The following is an 18789-nucleotide window of genomic DNA, read 5'->3' on the forward strand; positions in this document are numbered from 1 at the left end:
GCTTTCGCGAAAGCGGAATTACCAACGACCTGTAAACAATTTGCTATTTATAGTAATTCACGAGCAAGGCCACAACGTAGGAATACGTGCGCATTCCGTCCGGCTGGTTATTTGCTTTCAAGTAGGATTCATAGGTCTTTTGAGAAATTTTCTCAATGACGTTATCATTATAAGGTGCCCAAAAGTCGCGCAAATCTTGATAATTCTCAATGATGCCGTAATGCATTGCAGCTCTCGCGAGTTCCATCTGTAAGGGATCTTTCATACTCAAATCATTCAAGCAGTACCCTAAAGCAAATATGGTGGCGCTGTACTGAAAGTAAAGATCGTCGTGATTCATGCCTGCCAGTACCGCAATAAAATTGGCTTCATTTTCTTTTGCAAAGCCCAGCTGGTGCGACATTTCATGTAAGATCAAAACAGGTGTTTTATAGTTGTCAATGTAGCCGTTGGTCTGTGCCTCTCCAGTTATGGGATTCAAATAACCGCTGTATCCCATGTAAGTGAGCGGTAAGGTCAATAATGACTTTTTAATACTAGCAGGTCCATAATCTAAGGATGGATAGACGGCACCTAGATTAGAAAATCCAGATGGGGCCAATTCAAACAATTCCGATTGGGATCTAGTAAATTCTACTTTCAATGAATCTACCGGTTGCAGCTGCTCGTGCAGGGCATTAGCTGTAAATACCAATTTTTGTGTGACTCTGATTAACTCTTCATCGGTGTAAGTAGCATCTAATTCTAAAATTTCATTTAATGGCTGCCTGTAATAATTGAAGCCCCATGCAAAATGGAAGAAGGCAAGAATAATGTTTAATGCAGTGAAAACCTGAGTATATCGCTTTCGCGAAAGCGTGACAACCTCCTTAAAATGAATCACAAACCAGCGTATTACAAGAATGATGATAAGCACATATAGAATGTCGCCGAACGAAAATGGAATCCATCCTAAGCCTATACGCATCGCACGGCTGATGTAAGTGTAAATACCCATACTATACCATTTCTCAACAAATGCCGGGAAACGTCGTAACTGCAAATAACCCATGATTTGTATCAACAGCAATACTACCGATAATAGGAGCGGAGCCCATTTTTTCATATCAAAAAAATTAATTCTCTATGGTAACAGGTATAGGTCCCCCATGACTTAAAAAGCCTCCACCTATTTCTTCAACATTCACATCCAGCTCATCCATAGTGCTGATTCTAGAAATATTAACATCTAGTGTTTCCGCATTGGAAAGGCGAACCGTAATCGAACCATCTTCGTTTATAGGTACCATTGCCATAGCTGCAGGCTTTTCAGTGGTAGTAACAAAATTTGATACTGTTAGGATGGAAAGATTCAAGGCGATTACAGCCAAAATCCCTTTGGTAAATAGGTCATTTTTAAACATAGCTCACTTTAATTTGATAGCTAAGATATCGAAATTCAATTTTGGCAGTATTGGTATTGGACGGTTCGCTATCTATCTCTAATTTTTCCGACCTTTGATCAAAAGCTTTACCTATGAATCTTGTTCTAGCCGACTTCAACCAGCACACCCCATTATTACCATTTACTTACACGAGACCTACATCATATATACGTTGCGGAATCTTGACCATGGCAGAGCGATGGGAAAAACTACTGGACTTAAAGACAAGTTATCAGACGGAAGATTATTTACAAATCAAATACCCGATAAAGGAGACCAGTGATAACCTGGTTGTAGCAGGTCATATTTTTGCTACAGATAAGTTGGCTGCTGCCATCCTTAATCTTGAAATAGGGCAGAAGCTACTTGCAGGAAATAACATCGTTGCTTATCGAGCGGAGAAAATCCACACGCCAACCATTGAACTGACTCAAGTATTGTTTACTGAAGAAGATGTGGACGGGATTTTCAACACCTGGGACATCTTCTCAAAAAATGGAAAAGCCCTTCAAGCTGACTTTGATTTAATTACAAAAGGAAGAAAAAGCCAACCCATTCCTGCTAGTGTACAAACCGTAAATCCAGAACAAATATTCCTAGAAGAAGGAGCAGTGGTGCAATTCTCTATTCTAAACGCATCTACAGGACCTATTTACATAGGTAAAAATGCAGAGGTTATGGAAGGTTCCATTATTCGTGGCAGCTTTGCGTTATGTGAGCACAGCGCAACAAAACTGGGAACTAAAGTGTATGGCCCAACGACAATCGGACCGCATTCTAAAATTGGTGGCGAGGTGAATAATTCGGTGATTTTTGGATATTCGAATAAAGGTCATGAAGGTTTCCTAGGCAACAGCGTGCTAGGCGAGTGGTGCAACATAGGCGCCGATACTAATACGAGCAACCTCAAAAACAATTATGCCGAGGTCAAATTATGGAACTATGAGACAGGAAGATTTGCCGCTACTGGTTTGCAGTTTTGTGGTTTGATGATGGGAGATCACTCTAAATGTGGTATCAATACCATGTTCAATACAGGAACCGTTGTGGGCGTGAGTGCTAACATTTACGGTGCCGGATTCCCACGTAATTTCATACCCAGTTTTTCATGGGGTGGTCCACAAGGCACCATGACCTACAAACCTTCTAAAGCCTATGAAGTCGCTCATGTAGTCATGCAACGTCGAGGATTGACCTTAGATCAAACCGATATAGATATTTTAGATGCGGTATTTGAAAAGACAAGTAAGTACCGTAAGGATTAATCAGCTCGCACGTATTTTTCAGCGCAGGCTTCCATACATTGATAATTGACAACCAAAACACCAATCTCTTTGTCCAAGGTATAGGTAGCTTTACAGTCTTCCAATTGGAAACCTTTATCTGAAGGGTTCCAAGTGGCTACGGTACCTTCTTGAAAATTGTTTCCCATGCACACATTTTCATTAGAAATTACAGTTCCATAAGCGGTGAACAATAAAGTTTTATCGCTGTTCACTCTATGAAAAGTCGCCTTGCCATCGCCTATATCACTCAAGGATTCCACGTGTTTCCAGGCACCGATTAAGTCATTATCCACTTCTTGATCATCGCAAGAGGTGGTAAGTATGGCAAGAACAAATACTGCTAGAAATCTCATAATCATTTTTTTGAATTTTAACCTACTCCAACTTTTCAAGCCTTTGTTTAAATTGTTATTTTAGATGCTTTGTCTAAAATTATGAAATACCTACCAACTCTAGCGTCCTATCTGATTGTTTTTTGTTCCGCTTTCGCACCGTGTCAAGCACGGCATACACTTGATAAGTTCGCTTTCGCGAAAGCGAACTTCATCAAAGCGCAATCCACAGAAAACCCACAACAATTCAAAGGCTTCTTCAACTTCATCTATGATGATGACAAAGGAACCATACTGCTGGAAGTGAAGGAGTTGGATAAAGAATTCTTATACGTTCACTCGTTGTCTACTGGTTTAGGTTCTAATGATATAGGGCTGGATCGAGGACAATTAGGCGATGGTGTAGTTGTGAAATGGGTGAAAGCAGGAAATAAATTACTGTTAGTACAACCTAATCAACGATACCGAGCCATCACCAGCAATGAGGAGGAGCGCAAATCTGTTGAGCAAGCTTTTGCAAGATCCGTTATTTATGGATTTGAGATTAAAGACGATAAAAAAGAGAAGACTGAAGTGAGTAAAGGAACCTATACCATCGACTTAACTCCTTTTTTAATGGAAGATGCGCATGGCGTAGCAAAACGATTGAAAGACCGCAATCAAGGTACTTATAAAATAGAAAAATCCAGAAGTGTACTCTGGTTAGAGAACACCAAGGCATTTCCTAAAAATGTAGAATTTGAAGCACTGCTTACTTTTACTGGTGAAGCAAAAGACAGTGATATACGCAGTGTGGCTCCAGATGCCGAATCAGTTAGCGTGATTCAGCATCACAGTTTTGTGGAATTACCAGATGATAATTTTGAGCCTAGAGCCTTCCATCCTAGATCAGGTTCGTTTTACACCAGTTACCTGGACTACAGCAGCCCCATAGGTACCCCAATGGAAAAGCGGTGGATCACCCGACACCGATTGGAGAAGAAAAACCCGCAAGCAGCAATGAGCGAAGCGGTAGAAACTATTATTTATTACTTAGATCGAGGAACACCAGAACCAGTACGTAGTGCTTTGTTAGAAGGTGCCGGCTGGTGGAATCAGGCTTTTGAAAGCGCAGGTTACACAAATGCCTTTCAAGTCAAAATGCTTCCTGAAGGCGCTGATCCGATGGATTGCCGTTACAATGTGATCCAGTGGGTACATCGCAGTACCAGAGGTTGGAGTTATGGTGGTAGTGTGACAGACCCAAGAACAGGAGAAATAATAAAGGGTCATGTAAGTTTAGGGAGTTTGCGCATACGTCAGGACTACATGCTCGCTCAGGGAATGTTGAAAGAACCATTTGCTAACGGTCAAGAATCGCCAGAGATGCTGAAAATGGCGCTAGCAAGAATCCGTCAGCTGGGAGCTCATGAAGTAGGTCATACTCTGGGTTTTGCACATAATTATGCAGCCAGTGTGAGCGATCGCGCTAGTGTTATGGATTATCCGCATCCTAAATATGATCTAGTTGATGGAGAAATAAGCTTGGCTGATGCCTATGATACGGGAATAGGAGAGTGGGATAAATTGACGGTTCAATATTCTTATGGAACACCAGAGGAAAATGAGACTGAAAAAGACTTTTTGTTGAGAATTATCAAGAAGGCAGAATATGAAAATCTTCAATTTATAAGTGATAGCGATGCTAGAGCAACCACAGGCGCTCATGCCGATGCTCATTTATGGGATGGAGGTGAAAACGCAGTGACTGAATTGAACCGAATGATGAAAGTGCGTGAGGTTGCGATGAATCAATTTGGAGTGAATAATGTTGCTGATGGTCAGCCTTTAAGTGTTTTGGAAGATGTATTTGTTCCTGTGTATTTTTCACACCGCTATCAGGTGGAAGCAGCATCTAAGCTGGTAGGAGGGATGCGCTATTCCTATGCTATGAAAAAGGATCAAGCATTTGAGTATGTTTCCAAAAGCGAACAAAAATCGGCACTCAGCGCGTTACTGAATACATTGAAAGTAGAGCAATTGGCCATTCCGCAAGGGGTGTTGAGTTTATTTCCGCCACGGGCTTATGGGTATAATAGAGATCGTGAAAGTTTCAAATCGCAAACTGGAGTCGCTTTTGACCCTGTAGCTGCTGCCGCAACCAGTGCAGATGTGACTCTAGACTTTTTGCTGAACTCCACTCGATTAAATCGCGTGGCACAGCAAGCTATTTATGATGAAGATGCCTTGAACTTAGAAGAAGTTTTAGATCAAACCACAGAGCTTGTAACCAATCAGAGATATAGATCTGCTTATGAAAAACTTATCAAAACCAGATTGGAAGAACAACTATTGCTCAAGTATTTAGGATTGCTATCGAGTAGAGCAACTACGGCTACCGTTGCTGCGGGAGTTTATCAACAAGTGCTGGAGCTCTACGACCGGTATGATGGTTCTAAAGATGCAAATGACCAATTTCTAGCTGCCATGATTGAAGATTATCGATTGCACCCAGAAAATTATGAAGCTGCAGTGGTACCAGGCATTCCGGATGGGAGTCCTATTGGGAGTTGTGGGATGTAGAATTTTGTGATGTTTTTTCTTCTAGTGTAAAGAAAGTGTGCTTTTCAAGGATTTGAGACACCCATCTCTTATCTTCCCTCAAGGGAAGACGATACATGGTGCTGGATTTAGTCTAGACGGTAAATTCTGATATCAATTGTTTCCCTTGAGGGAAATGCCGAAGGCAAAAGGTGTAGCAGAGTGATTGAAATACTTAATTAAATGGTTGTTAGAGAGTTGGTTGATGGAATATGATAATCCACGAATGACGGTAAAACACCCATCTCTTATCTTCCCTCAAGGGAAGACGATACATGGTGCTGCATTTAGTCTAGACGGTAAATTCTAATATCACTTGTTTCCCTTGAGGGAAATGCCGAAGGCAATGGATGTTAAAATATAAATCATGAAGTTTTGAAATATTCGAAATGAGAAACCACAACATTTTACCCTATTCACCCGCAGCAAGAGATTTATCCAAACGTTTGCGAATTAAAATGACAATAACTGAAAAGCTATTTTGGGAACAAGTCAAGCAGTCCAAACTTGGTGTGGTTGTTAGAAGGCAAATGCCGATACTAGATTATGTAGTTGATTTTTACATCAAAGAAATTGGATTGGCTATCGAATTGGATGGCTTTTCCCATGATAACAATGTTCTTGAAGATGGAAAGAGGCAAGGTAGGATTGAGGAATTGGGAGTGACATTTATTCGATTTAGAAATGAACAGATTCAAAAAAATATGGATGAGGTTCTATTAGAATTAAAAGGATTAATTGCTGACTTGAAAAAATAACAACTCAAAACACCCATCTCTTATCTTCCCTCAAGGGAAGACGATACATGGTGCTGCATTTAGTCTAGACGGTAAATTCTGATATCACTTGTTTCCCTTGAGGGAAATGCCGAAGGCAAAGGGTGTTAGAGAGTGATTGGAATACTGACTGAAAATTCCGAATGCAAAAGACGTTAGAGAGTGATTGAAATACTAATCGAACCACTATATCCCACTCACCGCAGCCTCCGCACATCGTTCTCCATCCATCGCAGCACTCACAATACCACCCGCATAACCACCACCTTCACCACAAGGGAATAAATTACTGATTTGTGGATGTTCTAGAGTATCGTTTCTTGGAATCTTCACGGGTGATGAGGTTCTAGACTCTACACCTACAATGTTGGCTTCATTAGTATTATAACCATGCATTTTATCTCCAAAGGCTTGAAATCCTTTACGCAATCGACTGCCTAAATGTTTAGGCAGCAAACTGTGTAATGGTGCACTCAATAAACCTGGCTGATAGGAGCATTCATTTAAACTACTTGATAATTTCCCCTCAACAAAATCAGTCAATCGTTGTGCTGGTGCGGTTTGCGATCTTCCGCCAGCAGTGTAGGAAATACGTTCTAGGCTTTTTTGAAATTCCAGTCCAGCAAGAGCACCGTATTGAGCAAACGATCTCAAATCTTCTTCGGCATTGATTTCTACCACAATACCGCTGTTGGCAAACTTGTTATTTCGTCTTGATGGTGACATACCATTAACAACGACCTCTCCATCTTCAGTAGCTGCAGGGACTATAAACCCGCCTGGGCACATACAAAATGAATATACACCACGTCCTTTTACTTGTTGAACAAGACTGTATGATGCTGCTGGCAGCAGGTCAGGACGTTCCATACCACAATTGTACTGTATGGAGTCAATAATGTGCTGTGGATGCTCGACACGCACGCCCATGGCAAATGATTTGGCCTCTATCTCAATTTTCTTTTTGTCCAGTAAATGAAAGATATCTCTAGCACTATGACCAGTAGCAAGGATGACGCGCTCCACGGCCATTTCGTGCCCGTTATCTAGAATGATGGCTCTTATTTTTTGATCTTTTATTTCAAAGTCGGTCACCTTAGTCTCAAAATGAATCTCACCACCGTAATTCAAAATGGTTTCCCGTATGCGTTGTATGATTTTAGGTAATTTGTTCGTGCCTATATGCGGATGCGCGTCTACTAGAATTTCGTGGGTTGCACCGTGAAAAACTAAGTTTTCGAAAATGCGACGCACGTCACCTCGTTTCAAACTACGCGTGTAGAGTTTCCCGTCGCTATAGGTTCCTGCACCACCCTCACCAAAGCAATAGTTGGAATCAGCATTCACCACATGATCTTGATTGATGGCTTTGATGTCGCGACGGCGTTTTTGCACGTCTTTGCCTCGTTCTAAAACTATAGGTTTGTAGCCCAGCTCAATGCAACGCAAGGCAGCATACATACCTGCAGGTCCAAAACCTATGATGTGGATTTCCTTAGCACTAGAAACATCTTGATAATCAAAATGATATTCAGATTCCTTCGGGAGCTCTTCGTTGATATAAACAGCAAGCTTGTAATTGAATACGACAACCTTTTTACGCGCATCTATAGATTTGCGTAATACTACCACGCCATTGATTTTTGAGGCATCCTCAACTAGAAAGGCCGCAGCTCTTTTAGTCAAATTGGGATCCTGTTCTTCCTCAGGTAGACTTACGCGCAGCTGTATCTCTTTGATCATGTCGCAAATTTATGGATTTGTAAGCAGATACTGCGGGCAATTGATATAGTAGAATTCAATGCTTTGCACTAATTTTAGAGCCTATGAAAAATACATATTTCTTTCTACTGGTTATTATTGTTCAATTTACAAACGCACAAGACTATTATTTTCCAGAGCGCAATGAAAGCTGGCAACCTATCTCTCCTGTTGAGGCTTCTATAGACTCCAATAAACTGGATGCGGTTATCGCTTTCGCGAAAGCGAACGAATATTCAGGTTCAAGGGATTTAAGAATTGCCATCCTAGAAGGATTTAAAAGCGAGCCGTTCCACGAGATACAAGGTCCTACCAAAAAACGCGGCGGGCCGGCGGGAATGATTCTTAAAAATGGAAAATTAGTGACTCAATGGGGCGACACGAAGCGGGTGGATATGACTTTTTCTGTGACAAAAAGCTTTCTGTCCACGGTTGCGGGACTGGCAGTAGATCAAGGATTGATAGCCAATGTTGATGATAAAGTGCAGTCCTATGTTTGGGACGATACATTTGCAGGCAGGCACAATTCTCAAATTACCTGGAGCCAATTGCTACAGCAAAACAGTGCCTGGCAAGGAACGCTTTTTGGCGGGCAAGATTGGGCAGATCGACCACCACGAGAAGGAGGTATTGATGACTGGAAATACGCGAAGCCCGCAACTCCAGGTACGGTTATGGAATATAACGATGTGCGTGTGAATGTGCTAGCTTACAGTTTACTACAGGTGTGGCGTCAACCTTTACCTCAAGTGTTAAAAGAGCATGTAATGGATCGAATAGGCGCTTCTACTACCTGGCGCTGGTACGGCTATAAAGATGCTTGGGTAGATGTGGACGGGCTGCAAATGAAAAGCGTCACTGGCGGTGGACACAGCGGTGCTGGTATGTTCATAAATACTGAGGACATGGCTCGCTTTGGCATGCTGTTTTTGAAGAATGGAAAGTGGAATGATCAGCAATTGATATCATCTGAATGGATCGATGCTGCTATCACACCTTCACAACCAAATGTGAATTACGGATTCATGTGGTGGCTAAATCAAAAAGGTCCTAGACACTGGAATGGTGTAGGAGAGGACGTATTTTATGCAGCTGGTTTTGGTGGTAACTTTATCGTAGTGGATCGTAAAAATGACCTTGTAGTGGTTACTCGATGGTTGGAGCCTAGTAAGATTGGTGTGTTTATGAAGAATCTTATAGATGCTTTTTAGATTAATTTCAAAAGAAATATTACACTTATATCATTAATACCTCATATTACTTAGAATAGCCATATAAAAACTCCAGTCCTTCATAAATGGATTCTGGTAATACCGACGTATGATCTTCATCAGGGTATTTGACGAACTTAAAATGATCTACAGGAAGCCCTTTAGTAAGTAAGTACTCATTAAGTTTATCGGTCCAGGTTGTAATTAGTAAGCCTTCAGAACTTCCATAACATAGGAAAAGTTTCTTTTTAGATACTTCATTTGAAAAGTTACGGTATAAGCTTTCGTAATAATTATCATCTTTAATCCACCATAAAGATGGAGAAATGCTGATATAATTATCAAAAGTAGGTTGAGCTGATGAAAGGTTATGAATACCAAAGAGTCCGCCCAGGGAATGCCCTAAAATGCTTCGGTCTTTGATGTCTGTGTTATAAGTACCATCAATGAAAGGAAAAAGTATATTAGTCAAAAAGCTTGTAAAAAGTTCAGAGCTTCCAGAATTACCTCTTGTGATTTCAAAAAATTTTGGTTGACTAAAAATTACCATGGGAAAACCTAATTTTTCCATTTCGAATGGAGTAGGCGTATAATCCCTAGTGCGCTGTTTGTTAAATTCATATTCATTCCCAGTGGTGGAAATTCCTACCAAAATAGCGGCCCGCACTTTTCTTGAACCTTGTAGTAAAGTGAATGCGCCTACCACGCTATCTTCCAGCCACCAAGCATCTAAATAATAGAGAACGGGATAATCGATTGAATCTTGATAAGTTATAGGTAGTTGAACTTTAATTAAGTAATTCTTCCCTTGCTCTGAGCTTAACAGATGTTCTTGTGATAAATCAGGACTCTTGACCTGTTGTCCAACAACAGTCGCCATGAATGAAAAAACTGTAAAAAGTGCGGTACCAATATACCTTTCCAACTGAAAATATTTTGAATGGTTATTTAAAAAAAAGTGTGTACTCAAAAATAAACAGACTTTGTTTCATTAAAAAGTTGCTAGTTAGCTAAAGGTTCATTTTTAAAATGAGGTTCTAGCAATTTAATTAAAGTGAATTAAATGCACTCCTAGCGTAATAACCAAAAACACCATCAATCAGTTTAACAATTCAACCGCATACTTTGCTTAAGGCTTTCAAAACCTAGAAGTTTAGATGAATGGGACATTACTTTTGAGATTTATAATTCACTAAATACTGCGATGAAACATTGCCCGATCCTTATAGATCGGGCAATTGTAAAACTTTAATCTTTCACGATTTAGTCGTCCTTAACGTCATACCGATCTGCCATCATGACCTTATCCCATGCCTTGACAAAGTCATGTACAAATCTTTCCTGACCATCATCAGCGGCATAGACCTCAGCAATATTCCGTAATTGTGAATTTGAACCAAAAATAAGGTCGCAACGGGTAGCGGTATATTTTGCTTCTCCATTTTCTCTATTTTTTATATCAAACAATAGTTTACTAGAACTTTTCGGTACCCATTCATAATCCATACTTGTGAGCACTTGAAAGAAGTCATTGGTCAATTGGCCTGGACGTTCAGTAAATACTCCATGTTTAGAGTGATCAAAATTTTGATCTAAAACTCTCAGTCCGCCAGTAAGCACTGTCCATTCAGGAGCGCTCAAATTCAGTAATTGAGCCTTGTCAAGGAATATTCTTTCTGTAGACACTCGGTAACCTACTTTGTCATTGTGATAATTCCTAAATCCATCGGACACCGGTTTTAACCAGTCAAAGCTTTCCACATCTGTCAATTCTTGAGTGGTGTCCATACGTCCTGGGGTAAATGGTACTTGCACGTGCGTACCTGCATCATTCGCCGCTTTTTCAATGGCAGTACAACCTCCTAAAACTATTAGATCAGCTAGGGAAATTTGCTTATCTCCAGACTGATTACTATTGAATTTACTTTGAATTTCTTTTAATGTGTCTAGTACCTGATTCAACTCCGTTGGGCGGTTCATTTCCCAATTATTTTGTGGTTCTAATGCTATTCTTGCTCCGTTAGCTCCACCACGTTTATCTGAATGGCGGTAGACGGCAGCTGATGACCATGCGGCAGAAACCAAGGCAGAAACGCTCAAATCACTAGCAAGAATTTGATTTTTCAAATCTGCAATGTCTAAATCGGTTACTAGCTCATGATTGCAGGCAGGTACTGGATCTTGCCATAGTAAATCTTCTTGTGGTACTTCAGGACCTAAATAGCGGTCTTTAGGTCCCATGTCGCGATGTGTCAATTTAAACCACGCTTTCGCGAAAGCGTTTGTAAAATAATCAAAATCACTCATGAATTTTTCACACACTTTACGATAAGCAGGATCTACTTTTAAAGCAATATCTGAAGTCATCATCATTAAATCATCCATCTTACCATCAATGTGAGCATCAGGTGTTTTAGGAGCATCTGGATTGATGGGAGTCCATTGACCCGCACCTGCAGGGCTTTTCTTTTGTTCCCAATCAAACTTAAAAAGGTTGATGAGGTAGTCATTGTCCCAATTAGTTGGGTTTGGAGTCCAAGAACCTTCAATACCATTGGTACTGGTGTATTCTGCATTCCCTGTTCCTACTGGATTGTGCCATCCAAAGCCTTGAGCTTCTATAGAAGCAGCTTCAGGTGCAGCACCAATTTTATCAGCAGGTACAGCACCATGGCTTTTTCCAAAGGCATGTCCTCCAGCTATGAGTGCTACTGTTTCTTCATCATCCATGGCCATACGCTTGAAAGATTCCCGAATGTTTCTAGCAGAGTCTACAGGATCCATGTTACCGCCTGGGCCTTCAGGATTCACATAAATTAAGTTGGAGTGTGTGGCTGCTAATGGATTTTCTAGATCATGATAATCTTCTTTAGGACCACCTACCCAACGCAGGTTTTCATTTACCATTTCTTCTGGATGTCCTAAATGGTTACCGCCTGTTGGGGATTCATCGTATGGCTTGCCATTCCAAAACTCTGGACCCCAATAGGTGCTACGATCTGGTTCCCAGGCATCACGGCGACCTCCAGCAAAACCAAAAGTTGGGAAGTTCATAATTTCTAAAGAACAGTTTCCAGTAAGAACGATAAGATCAGCCCAAGATAGAGCAGCACCATATTTTTTCTTTATAGGCCATATCAAACGTCTGGATTTGTCAATATTACCATTATCCCACCAAGAGTTGATGGGCGCGAATCGTTGCATCCCTTGAGCTGCTCCTCCACGGCCGTCAGCGATACGATAGGTTCCTGCTGAGTGCCAAGCCATGCGAATCATTTGGGGACCATAATTTTTATAATCTGCAGGCCACCAGTCTTTGGAATCTATTAAAACCTCTTTTATATCTTGTTTTAATTGTTTGAAGTCTATGTTATTAAATGCAGTCTTGTAGTCTTCATCGCTTAAGGGGTTGGAAACGGGTTGCTCCTGATGTAGCAATTCAACTTGTAGGCGGTTAGGCCACCAGTCGTCCGTTCTAGGAGCTGTTCCTATGGCACCGCCTATTCGGGTGCCGCGAAATGGACATTTTTCTAAACCTTCTGGGTTTTCAATATTTTTCATTAAAAGGGTTTTTGTAATTTTTAGAAGGATGGACAGCAAATGATTGCGTCGACCTAAAGATGTTATGCTACAATTTATTCCGCTTAGCTTTCATATAAAAGCTTTCTAGCATTATTGGGAATACTTTATAAGAATGGATCAACGATACAGATTTTCAAGTAATTGATCTCTAGCTTAATTTTTTCAACTATTTGATGTGTATTTAGGAAATTCTGACACCTATAAATTTGTGACGAGTTCGCTTTCGCGAAAGCGAAATTCCTTGAAGTATTATTTTTAAAAGTGTCATTGAACGCTCCTAGATAAACTGGTTTTTTATCAATCTTGAGAAAGGTTATTTTCATTGAACAACCACATATAGCTTTCTGGAAATTCACGACGCCAGAACCATTCGCTGTGTGCACCATCTGGAAGGATTACTCGCTTTATTTCGGGCTCACCAAAACCTGCTTTGTGTAAGGTTTTGATCATATCGTCAATATTTTGCACTAACCCAGCACCTTCCTTAGCTCCTCCTAGAAGTACAATTCTCATGTCATTATTTTTTCCTGTCGTGCGCACGTGATCATATACCCGATCAGAAAACCAGAAGGATGGAGAAAAAACACCTGCCTTGCTGAAAATATCTTGGCGTTCTATGGCGGCATAAAAAGAGATCAAACCACCCATGGAGCTTCCCATAATCCCAGTATTCGTTCGGTCTGGTTTAGTCCTGAAATTAGAGTCAATATATGGTTTTAGCGTTTCTACTAAAAAGTTTACATAAGATGCTCCCTCACCGCCACCATAATTAGAATTAACCCAAGGGGAATATTCATCTAATCTAGTACTGCCGCCATTATCAATGCCCACGACTATCACTCCTTGATCTCCACCTTGAAACATCTTATTTAAAGACTCATCTATTTCCCACTCTTCAGAATAACTTGTAGCAGCATCGAATAAATTTTGACCGTCCTGCATATATAAAACTGGGTATGATTTGTTGCTAGCGTCATAATCTGGCGGCAAGTACACCCAAATCCTCCTGCTGCGCTCCAGTTGTGGAATGTCAAAATCTTCGCTTATTATCGTTACATTTTTAGGTGGATCCACTGCAGTAGTTCGAGCATCTTTCCAATTGGATATGTGTAGCTCTATCTGTTTAGGTTTTCCAGAATATGTAAATTTTCGATTACCTAAATCCTGACCGTCTTTGTCTACTTCAACATTGCTCCAGCTGCCTTTAGTAAATTTAAAGTCGTGTTCTCCTAATGATGGATAAAAGGATAGGCTATAGAACCCATTTTCGTTTTCTTCTAGTCTATATTCATCACTATTTGGATTCCAATTATTAAAATCTCCCGCAACATAAATTTGATCTCCAGCAAGCATATCGCTACTACGAACTGTAACTTTCAAGGTGATCTGAGCAAAAATGCTTGAATAACTCAACAAGAGAATAGCGATAAGTGCGGTGTTGAGTTGAAACAACTGCTTCATTTTATTTTTTTTTTAATATAAGAAGATTATTGGTTTTCAGATTGCTACGAATATCGCTTTCGCGAAAGCGGAACTACCCCTAAAACATCTGCTTTTTTAGATGATCACATGAAAATCGTGTCTGGCGAGGAAGTTCGCCATGCTAGATTTTTACCACCGAAATTAGTGTTAGTGAGACTTGTAGATATGCCTTCATGATTTTTGAATCAGCATATAGAGCCACCTCGCTTAAAGTGTCTGAGTGATATCTAGAATTCATTAAGAACGTGTGTACAGTTGTACAAAAGAGTTTAAATTCAGTCAGGTTCATTACATTGAATTCTATCTTTGCAGGATGCAGCAATCTAAGGTTCTTTTTATAACACCTCCTTTTACTCAGTTAAATACAGCCTATCCGGCGTCTGCTTATCTCAAAGGTTTTCTTGAAGGACATGATATATCTTTTTCTCATTGTGATTTAAGTATCGAGTTATTCACCTCAGTTTTCTCTGGTAATTTTCTTCGCTCCATTTTCAAAGAAGCAACAGATTTGGGTAATAATTTTTATCCAAATGTTAGTGCAATGAAAGAGCTTTATATATCAAGGGTTGATATCGTTATAGGCTTTCTTCAAAAGCAGGATATTACAACTGCAAATAAAATATTAGAAACTGATTTTTTACCCTTGGGCCACCGATTAATAAACGTGAGCACTCAAATTAAATGGGAAGCTGGGGAACTAGGAATTATTGATAAAGCAAAGCATTATGGAACCCTATTTATAGAAGAAATAGGTGATTTTATTCAGGCGAATGTCGATGAGTTTTTCGCATTCACTAAATATGCGGAGCAAATCGCTACTGCAGCAAGTAGCTTTGATCAATTGGATGAATTAATGAGGTATCAACCTACACTCATTGAGGATGAAATGATGAATATCCTAGAAGAGAAACTTCAAGAGCACACTCCAGATTTAGTTTGCTTTACGATTCCTTTTCCTGGAAATCTGTTTGCCGCCTTACGTTGTTCTCAGTTTATAAAACAGTTTTTTCCAGGTATTCCAATTGCATTTGGTGGTGGGTATTGTAATACAGAATTACGTTCGCTTACGGACTCCAGAATTTTCAAATTCATTGACTTTATTTCATTGGACGATGGAGAAGGGCCATTACTAAAAATAGTCAAGTATTTAGAAGATGTGATTGATATTGATGAACTTGAAAGAACCTTTGTTCTAGAAAACGGTCAAGTGGTTTACAAGAATAAAATTCCAAATACCATTTTTCATCATAGAAACCTGCCCGCTCCAGATTATTCCGGATTACCATTTGATAAATATGTTTCATTCTTAGATGTGGTCAACCCAATGCATCGCATGTGGACGGATGCTAGATGGAATAAATTGACTATTTCTCACGGTTGTTATTGGAAACAATGCTCATTTTGTGATGTGAGTTTAGATTATATAGGTAATTATCAAAACACAACAGCTGAAGCTTTAGTAGATAAAATTGAGAAAATAATTGAGGATACAGGCATAAATGGTTTTCACTTTGTTGATGAAGCTGCTCCGCCTAAAATGTTGAGAGCCTTATCAAATCAACTGATAGAAAGAAATGTAAACATCACCTGGTGGACAAACATTCGATTTGAAAAAACATTTGATTTTGAATTATGTCAATTAATGCAAAAATCAGGTTGTATAGCCGTTACCGGCGGACTGGAAGTAGCTTCAGATAGATTGTTGGCTAAGATGAAAAAAGGAGTTGATATAGCACAAGTGGCAAGAGTCACTCATAACTTTTCTGAAAATAATATCATGGTTCATGCCTACCTGATGTACGGGTTTCCAATGCAAACCGAGCAGGAAACTATAGATTCCTTAGAAGTTGTGAAGCAATTATTTGAGAGGAACTGTATTCAGTCTGCATTTTGGCATCAATTCACAACAACGGTTCACAGTCCAATAGGCAAGGACCCTCAGGAATTTGGTATAGAAATAACAGGACCTGTTTTTGAAGGCTTTGCTCAAAACGATTTATACCATATCGATGCCCAAGGAGCTGATCACCCTAAATTCACTAAGGGTTTAAACTTTGCATTAAATAATTATTTAAATGGACTGGGATTTAAAGAGAGCTTACAAAATTGGTTTGACTTTCCTGTTCCTAAAACCAGTCACCCAAAAGATCTTATCGAAAGTGTTTTATCCCAAGTTGGAGCTAACTAAATGATTTTACGAAAGGAATCTTTCCCAAGGAAACAATGATTTTCATTTATTGCCCTTGTGTGCCGTTTTTCTTTTCGGCGATTGAGATGTAGATACTAGAGTAGATCGGGAGTCTTGAAATTTTGTGGTCCTTTTGATTGACGGATTGTTTTGGCAATGCACACGTTCGAATGGTTTAGAATACCAATCCTTAGATTCAAAATTTCATAGCGGAGAGCTACGGCCGCAGGCAATTGGCCTGGACGGTTTCGGTTACCGCAAGTTGCGGGATTAAGGACGCGGATTTGTCGGCTTAGTTCAATTAATAATTGGTCTCTAAAATAAACATTTTCACCACACAACCCGTTATTTGCGGTGAACCGATGTTGGGCTTAGTTAATTTCCTTTGGCTTAGTAGATCTTTTGAGTCCAAGAAAATCTATTAAACCTGGATGAACCCTATAAGTTTTTGCGCTTTCTTCAAACTGCGCGCGTGTATTTTTATATTTAAAAATATATTCAGATCCACCATAACCACTACCACCTGCTTTATAATATCCAATAATTGAGAATTCAAATAAGCTTTTCAATGAATCATAAGTATCTATTTCTTCGCTAAAAAGAGATTTTTTCTTTTGTATAGAATTATCAAAATCATCCATGTCGAATTGGTGGTAACCTATACTTTTTATTATTTCTAGAATATTTTCATATTTTGGAACATGTTTATGAATCTCGTCATCAAGTTCATCTAAAAAATACTTGCTATAATCGTTTTTTGCAGAGTTTATTTCTTTATTAGTTATCATGCCTTCTCTTTCATCATTCAAGTTATGAGATTTAATTATTTCATTGCAAAATTGAATTGCATCTCTTGGTCTTAAAAAAGTTCGATCAGTTATATAACTATATTTAGATTGCTTACCAGTCATTAGTTGATTTTCATCGAAAACTTGTTCCCATTTAATTTCTTCGTTAGGTGTTTCCTTCAGATTTTCGGTAAGTCTTCTTTCTATTAATTCTTTTAATGAATGACTTCCTGGTCTGTCCCATTCAATTACCGTAGTTGAAGATTGGGTTAGTTTATTTTTATCTTCAAATTTTAATGAATTGTATATATCGTCTCTAAGAAAGATTATAATAGAAAGCTTCTTATTATTTTCTTTAGCTATTCTATTTATTTCTTTCGCTGCCAGTAATAGTCCGATTACTCTATTATTATAGTCGGGATTTTTAGGATCAAATCCAAGATCTAATTGATCAAACAATATATGGTAAGAATTATCAGGATTTAAGCTACCAATTATATATTCTATCAAATTTAAATTCACCTCTTGTATAACCGTAGGCAGATACTCCATAGGTAATCCTTCTGGGGTCATTGTAGCTTTTATTAGCGCTAAATCAACCGTGAAATTGGATTTAAATTTTAGTTTTTTTGAAGGAGTAAAAATTTGTGTAACATCTGGATCTCTTGTTCCATATGTGTCCACTATAAAACTTTCTATTTTAGACAAATAGTCGAGAGATTCATCATTATATGGCAAGCTTTGATCTTGATTTAATAAAATCTTTGACAGACTCATCAATATTAAATATTTCCAACTGTGAGTAAATTTATCAAAATCTGGTACTCCAATCTTTGCTTGTTTATCATGATAATGCCATGGATAATCTGAGAAGGTATGGCCGAAACTAAAAAAGGAATAATCCTTATTATTTAAAAACTTTTTAAAAATTGCAGTTTTACCTGTTCCTTTTCTTCCTAGAACAATGAATTTTTCAAAATCTCTAATTTCATTATACGAATCATGATTTTGGAAGCACTTCATTAGAAGTTCATCGTTATCGGCATCAATTCCTCCGATTGATTTTATGCTTGTTAAGTTCTTCATATTATTAATTAAGCCCAACAGCAAAGGTATAATGCGTGTGAGGCGTTCCCTCACGTTTGGCTGTTACCTTGCCTTAATTAGTTTTGTTTGATGAAGATAGTTAATGTTATTGAATAGAAGCCTCGCGTGGAGCATCTTGCATCATACGAGCACAGCGAGAGGAATGCACTGCCTGATGCGCATTATGCATTGTTCGTGCCAGTTGGTGGAGGAAGCAAAGCCTTAGCCAAGTACAAACCTATTCTTCGATCAGGCGTTTCACACCTTTGCCGTTTCTGTCTCCGACGAGCGAG

14 protein-coding genes are annotated in these 18789 nt (G+C 39.2%); 6 read left to right on the plus strand and 8 right to left on the minus strand.

Features of this window, described 5'->3' with window-relative positions; translation table 11 throughout:
• Positions 1–43: 43 nt before the first annotated feature.
• Together NMS_RS10385 and NMS_RS10390 are read right to left on the minus strand one after the other, a co-directional pair.
• Complete coding sequence (locus NMS_RS10385; protein WP_041496641.1) at positions 44–1105, minus strand: DUF3810 domain-containing protein; 1062 nt, start codon at positions 1103–1105, stop codon at positions 44–46.
• 10 nt (positions 1106–1115) lie between these two features.
• Positions 1116–1403: a hypothetical protein gene (locus NMS_RS10390; protein ID WP_041496642.1), complete on the minus strand. Its 288-nt coding sequence runs from the start codon at positions 1401–1403 to the stop codon at positions 1116–1118.
• Between the two features lie 113 nt (positions 1404–1516).
• Between NMS_RS10390 and NMS_RS10395 the strand changes: the two genes are divergently transcribed.
• A complete protein-coding gene (locus tag NMS_RS10395) occupies positions 1517–2689 on the plus strand; it encodes a GlmU family protein (RefSeq protein WP_041496643.1) in 1173 nt (390 codons plus the stop codon).
• Here NMS_RS10395 and NMS_RS10400 read toward each other — a convergent pair.
• Entirely contained in the window at positions 2686–3063 is a 378-nt protein-coding gene (locus NMS_RS10400) for a hypothetical protein (protein WP_148311379.1), read from the minus strand. The genes NMS_RS10395 and NMS_RS10400 overlap by 4 nt on opposite strands.
• Positions 3064–3144: 81 nt before the next feature.
• On the opposite strand from NMS_RS10400, the gene NMS_RS10405 reads away from it, so the two are divergent.
• The 3 genes from NMS_RS10405 (at position 3145) to NMS_RS10410 (ending at position 6380) form a co-directional block, all read left to right on the plus strand.
• Complete coding sequence (locus tag NMS_RS10405) at positions 3145–5604, plus strand: zinc-dependent metalloprotease (protein WP_084217697.1); 2460 nt, start codon at positions 3145–3147, stop codon at positions 5602–5604.
• Positions 5605–5788: 184 nt separating this feature from the next.
• The gene (locus NMS_RS13930; protein ID WP_158448999.1) at positions 5789–5932 is read left to right on the plus strand and encodes a hypothetical protein; all 144 of its coding nucleotides are present in this window, start codon (positions 5789–5791) and stop codon (positions 5930–5932) included.
• A 79-nt stretch (positions 5933–6011) separates the two neighbouring features.
• Complete coding sequence (locus tag NMS_RS10410; RefSeq protein WP_041496646.1) at positions 6012–6380, plus strand: endonuclease domain-containing protein; 369 nt, start codon at positions 6012–6014, stop codon at positions 6378–6380.
• Positions 6381–6584: 204 nt separating this feature from the next.
• Here NMS_RS10410 and NMS_RS10415 read toward each other — a convergent pair whose 3' ends face one another.
• Positions 6585–8141 carry an NAD(P)/FAD-dependent oxidoreductase gene (locus NMS_RS10415; RefSeq protein WP_041496647.1) on the minus strand — a complete coding sequence of 519 codons (1557 nt, stop codon included), beginning with the start codon at positions 8139–8141 and terminating at the stop codon, positions 6585–6587.
• An 83-nt stretch (positions 8142–8224) separates the two neighbouring features.
• Here NMS_RS10415 and NMS_RS10420 point away from each other — a divergent pair, with 83 nt between their 5' ends.
• Entirely contained in the window at positions 8225–9370 is a 1146-nt protein-coding gene (locus NMS_RS10420) for a serine hydrolase domain-containing protein (protein WP_041496648.1), read from the plus strand.
• 46 nt (positions 9371–9416) lie between these two features.
• On the opposite strand, the gene NMS_RS10425 is transcribed toward NMS_RS10420, so the two are convergent.
• The 3 genes from NMS_RS10425 to NMS_RS10440 form a co-directional block, all read right to left on the minus strand.
• Positions 9417–10295, minus strand: a complete 879-nt coding sequence (locus NMS_RS10425; protein WP_148311380.1) for an alpha/beta hydrolase — start codon at positions 10293–10295, stop codon at positions 9417–9419.
• Between the two features lie 338 nt (positions 10296–10633).
• On the minus strand, positions 10634–12931 hold the full coding sequence (gene katG, locus NMS_RS10430) for a catalase/peroxidase HPI (RefSeq protein WP_041496651.1): 2298 nt from the start codon (positions 12929–12931) through the stop codon (positions 10634–10636).
• A 318-nt stretch (positions 12932–13249) separates the two neighbouring features.
• Positions 13250–14413 carry an alpha/beta hydrolase gene (locus tag NMS_RS10440; RefSeq protein ID WP_041496654.1) on the minus strand — a complete coding sequence of 388 codons (1164 nt, stop codon included), beginning with the start codon at positions 14411–14413 and terminating at the stop codon, positions 13250–13252.
• A gap of 562 nt (positions 14414–14975) precedes the next feature.
• Here NMS_RS10440 and NMS_RS10445 point away from each other — a divergent pair.
• Positions 14976–16622: a B12-binding domain-containing radical SAM protein gene (locus NMS_RS10445; protein ID WP_231862384.1), complete on the plus strand. Its 1647-nt coding sequence runs from the start codon at positions 14976–14978 to the stop codon at positions 16620–16622.
• A 371-nt stretch (positions 16623–16993) separates the two neighbouring features.
• Here NMS_RS10445 and NMS_RS10450 read toward each other — a convergent pair whose 3' ends face one another.
• On the minus strand, positions 16994–18496 hold the full coding sequence (locus NMS_RS10450; protein ID WP_041496656.1) for a P-loop ATPase, Sll1717 family: 1503 nt from the start codon (positions 18494–18496) through the stop codon (positions 16994–16996).
• Positions 18497–18789 lie beyond the last annotated feature (293 nt).

The sequence above is a fragment of the Nonlabens marinus S1-08 genome (genome assembly GCF_000831385.1).
Taxonomy (GTDB): domain Bacteria; phylum Bacteroidota; class Bacteroidia; order Flavobacteriales; family Flavobacteriaceae; genus Nonlabens; species Nonlabens marinus.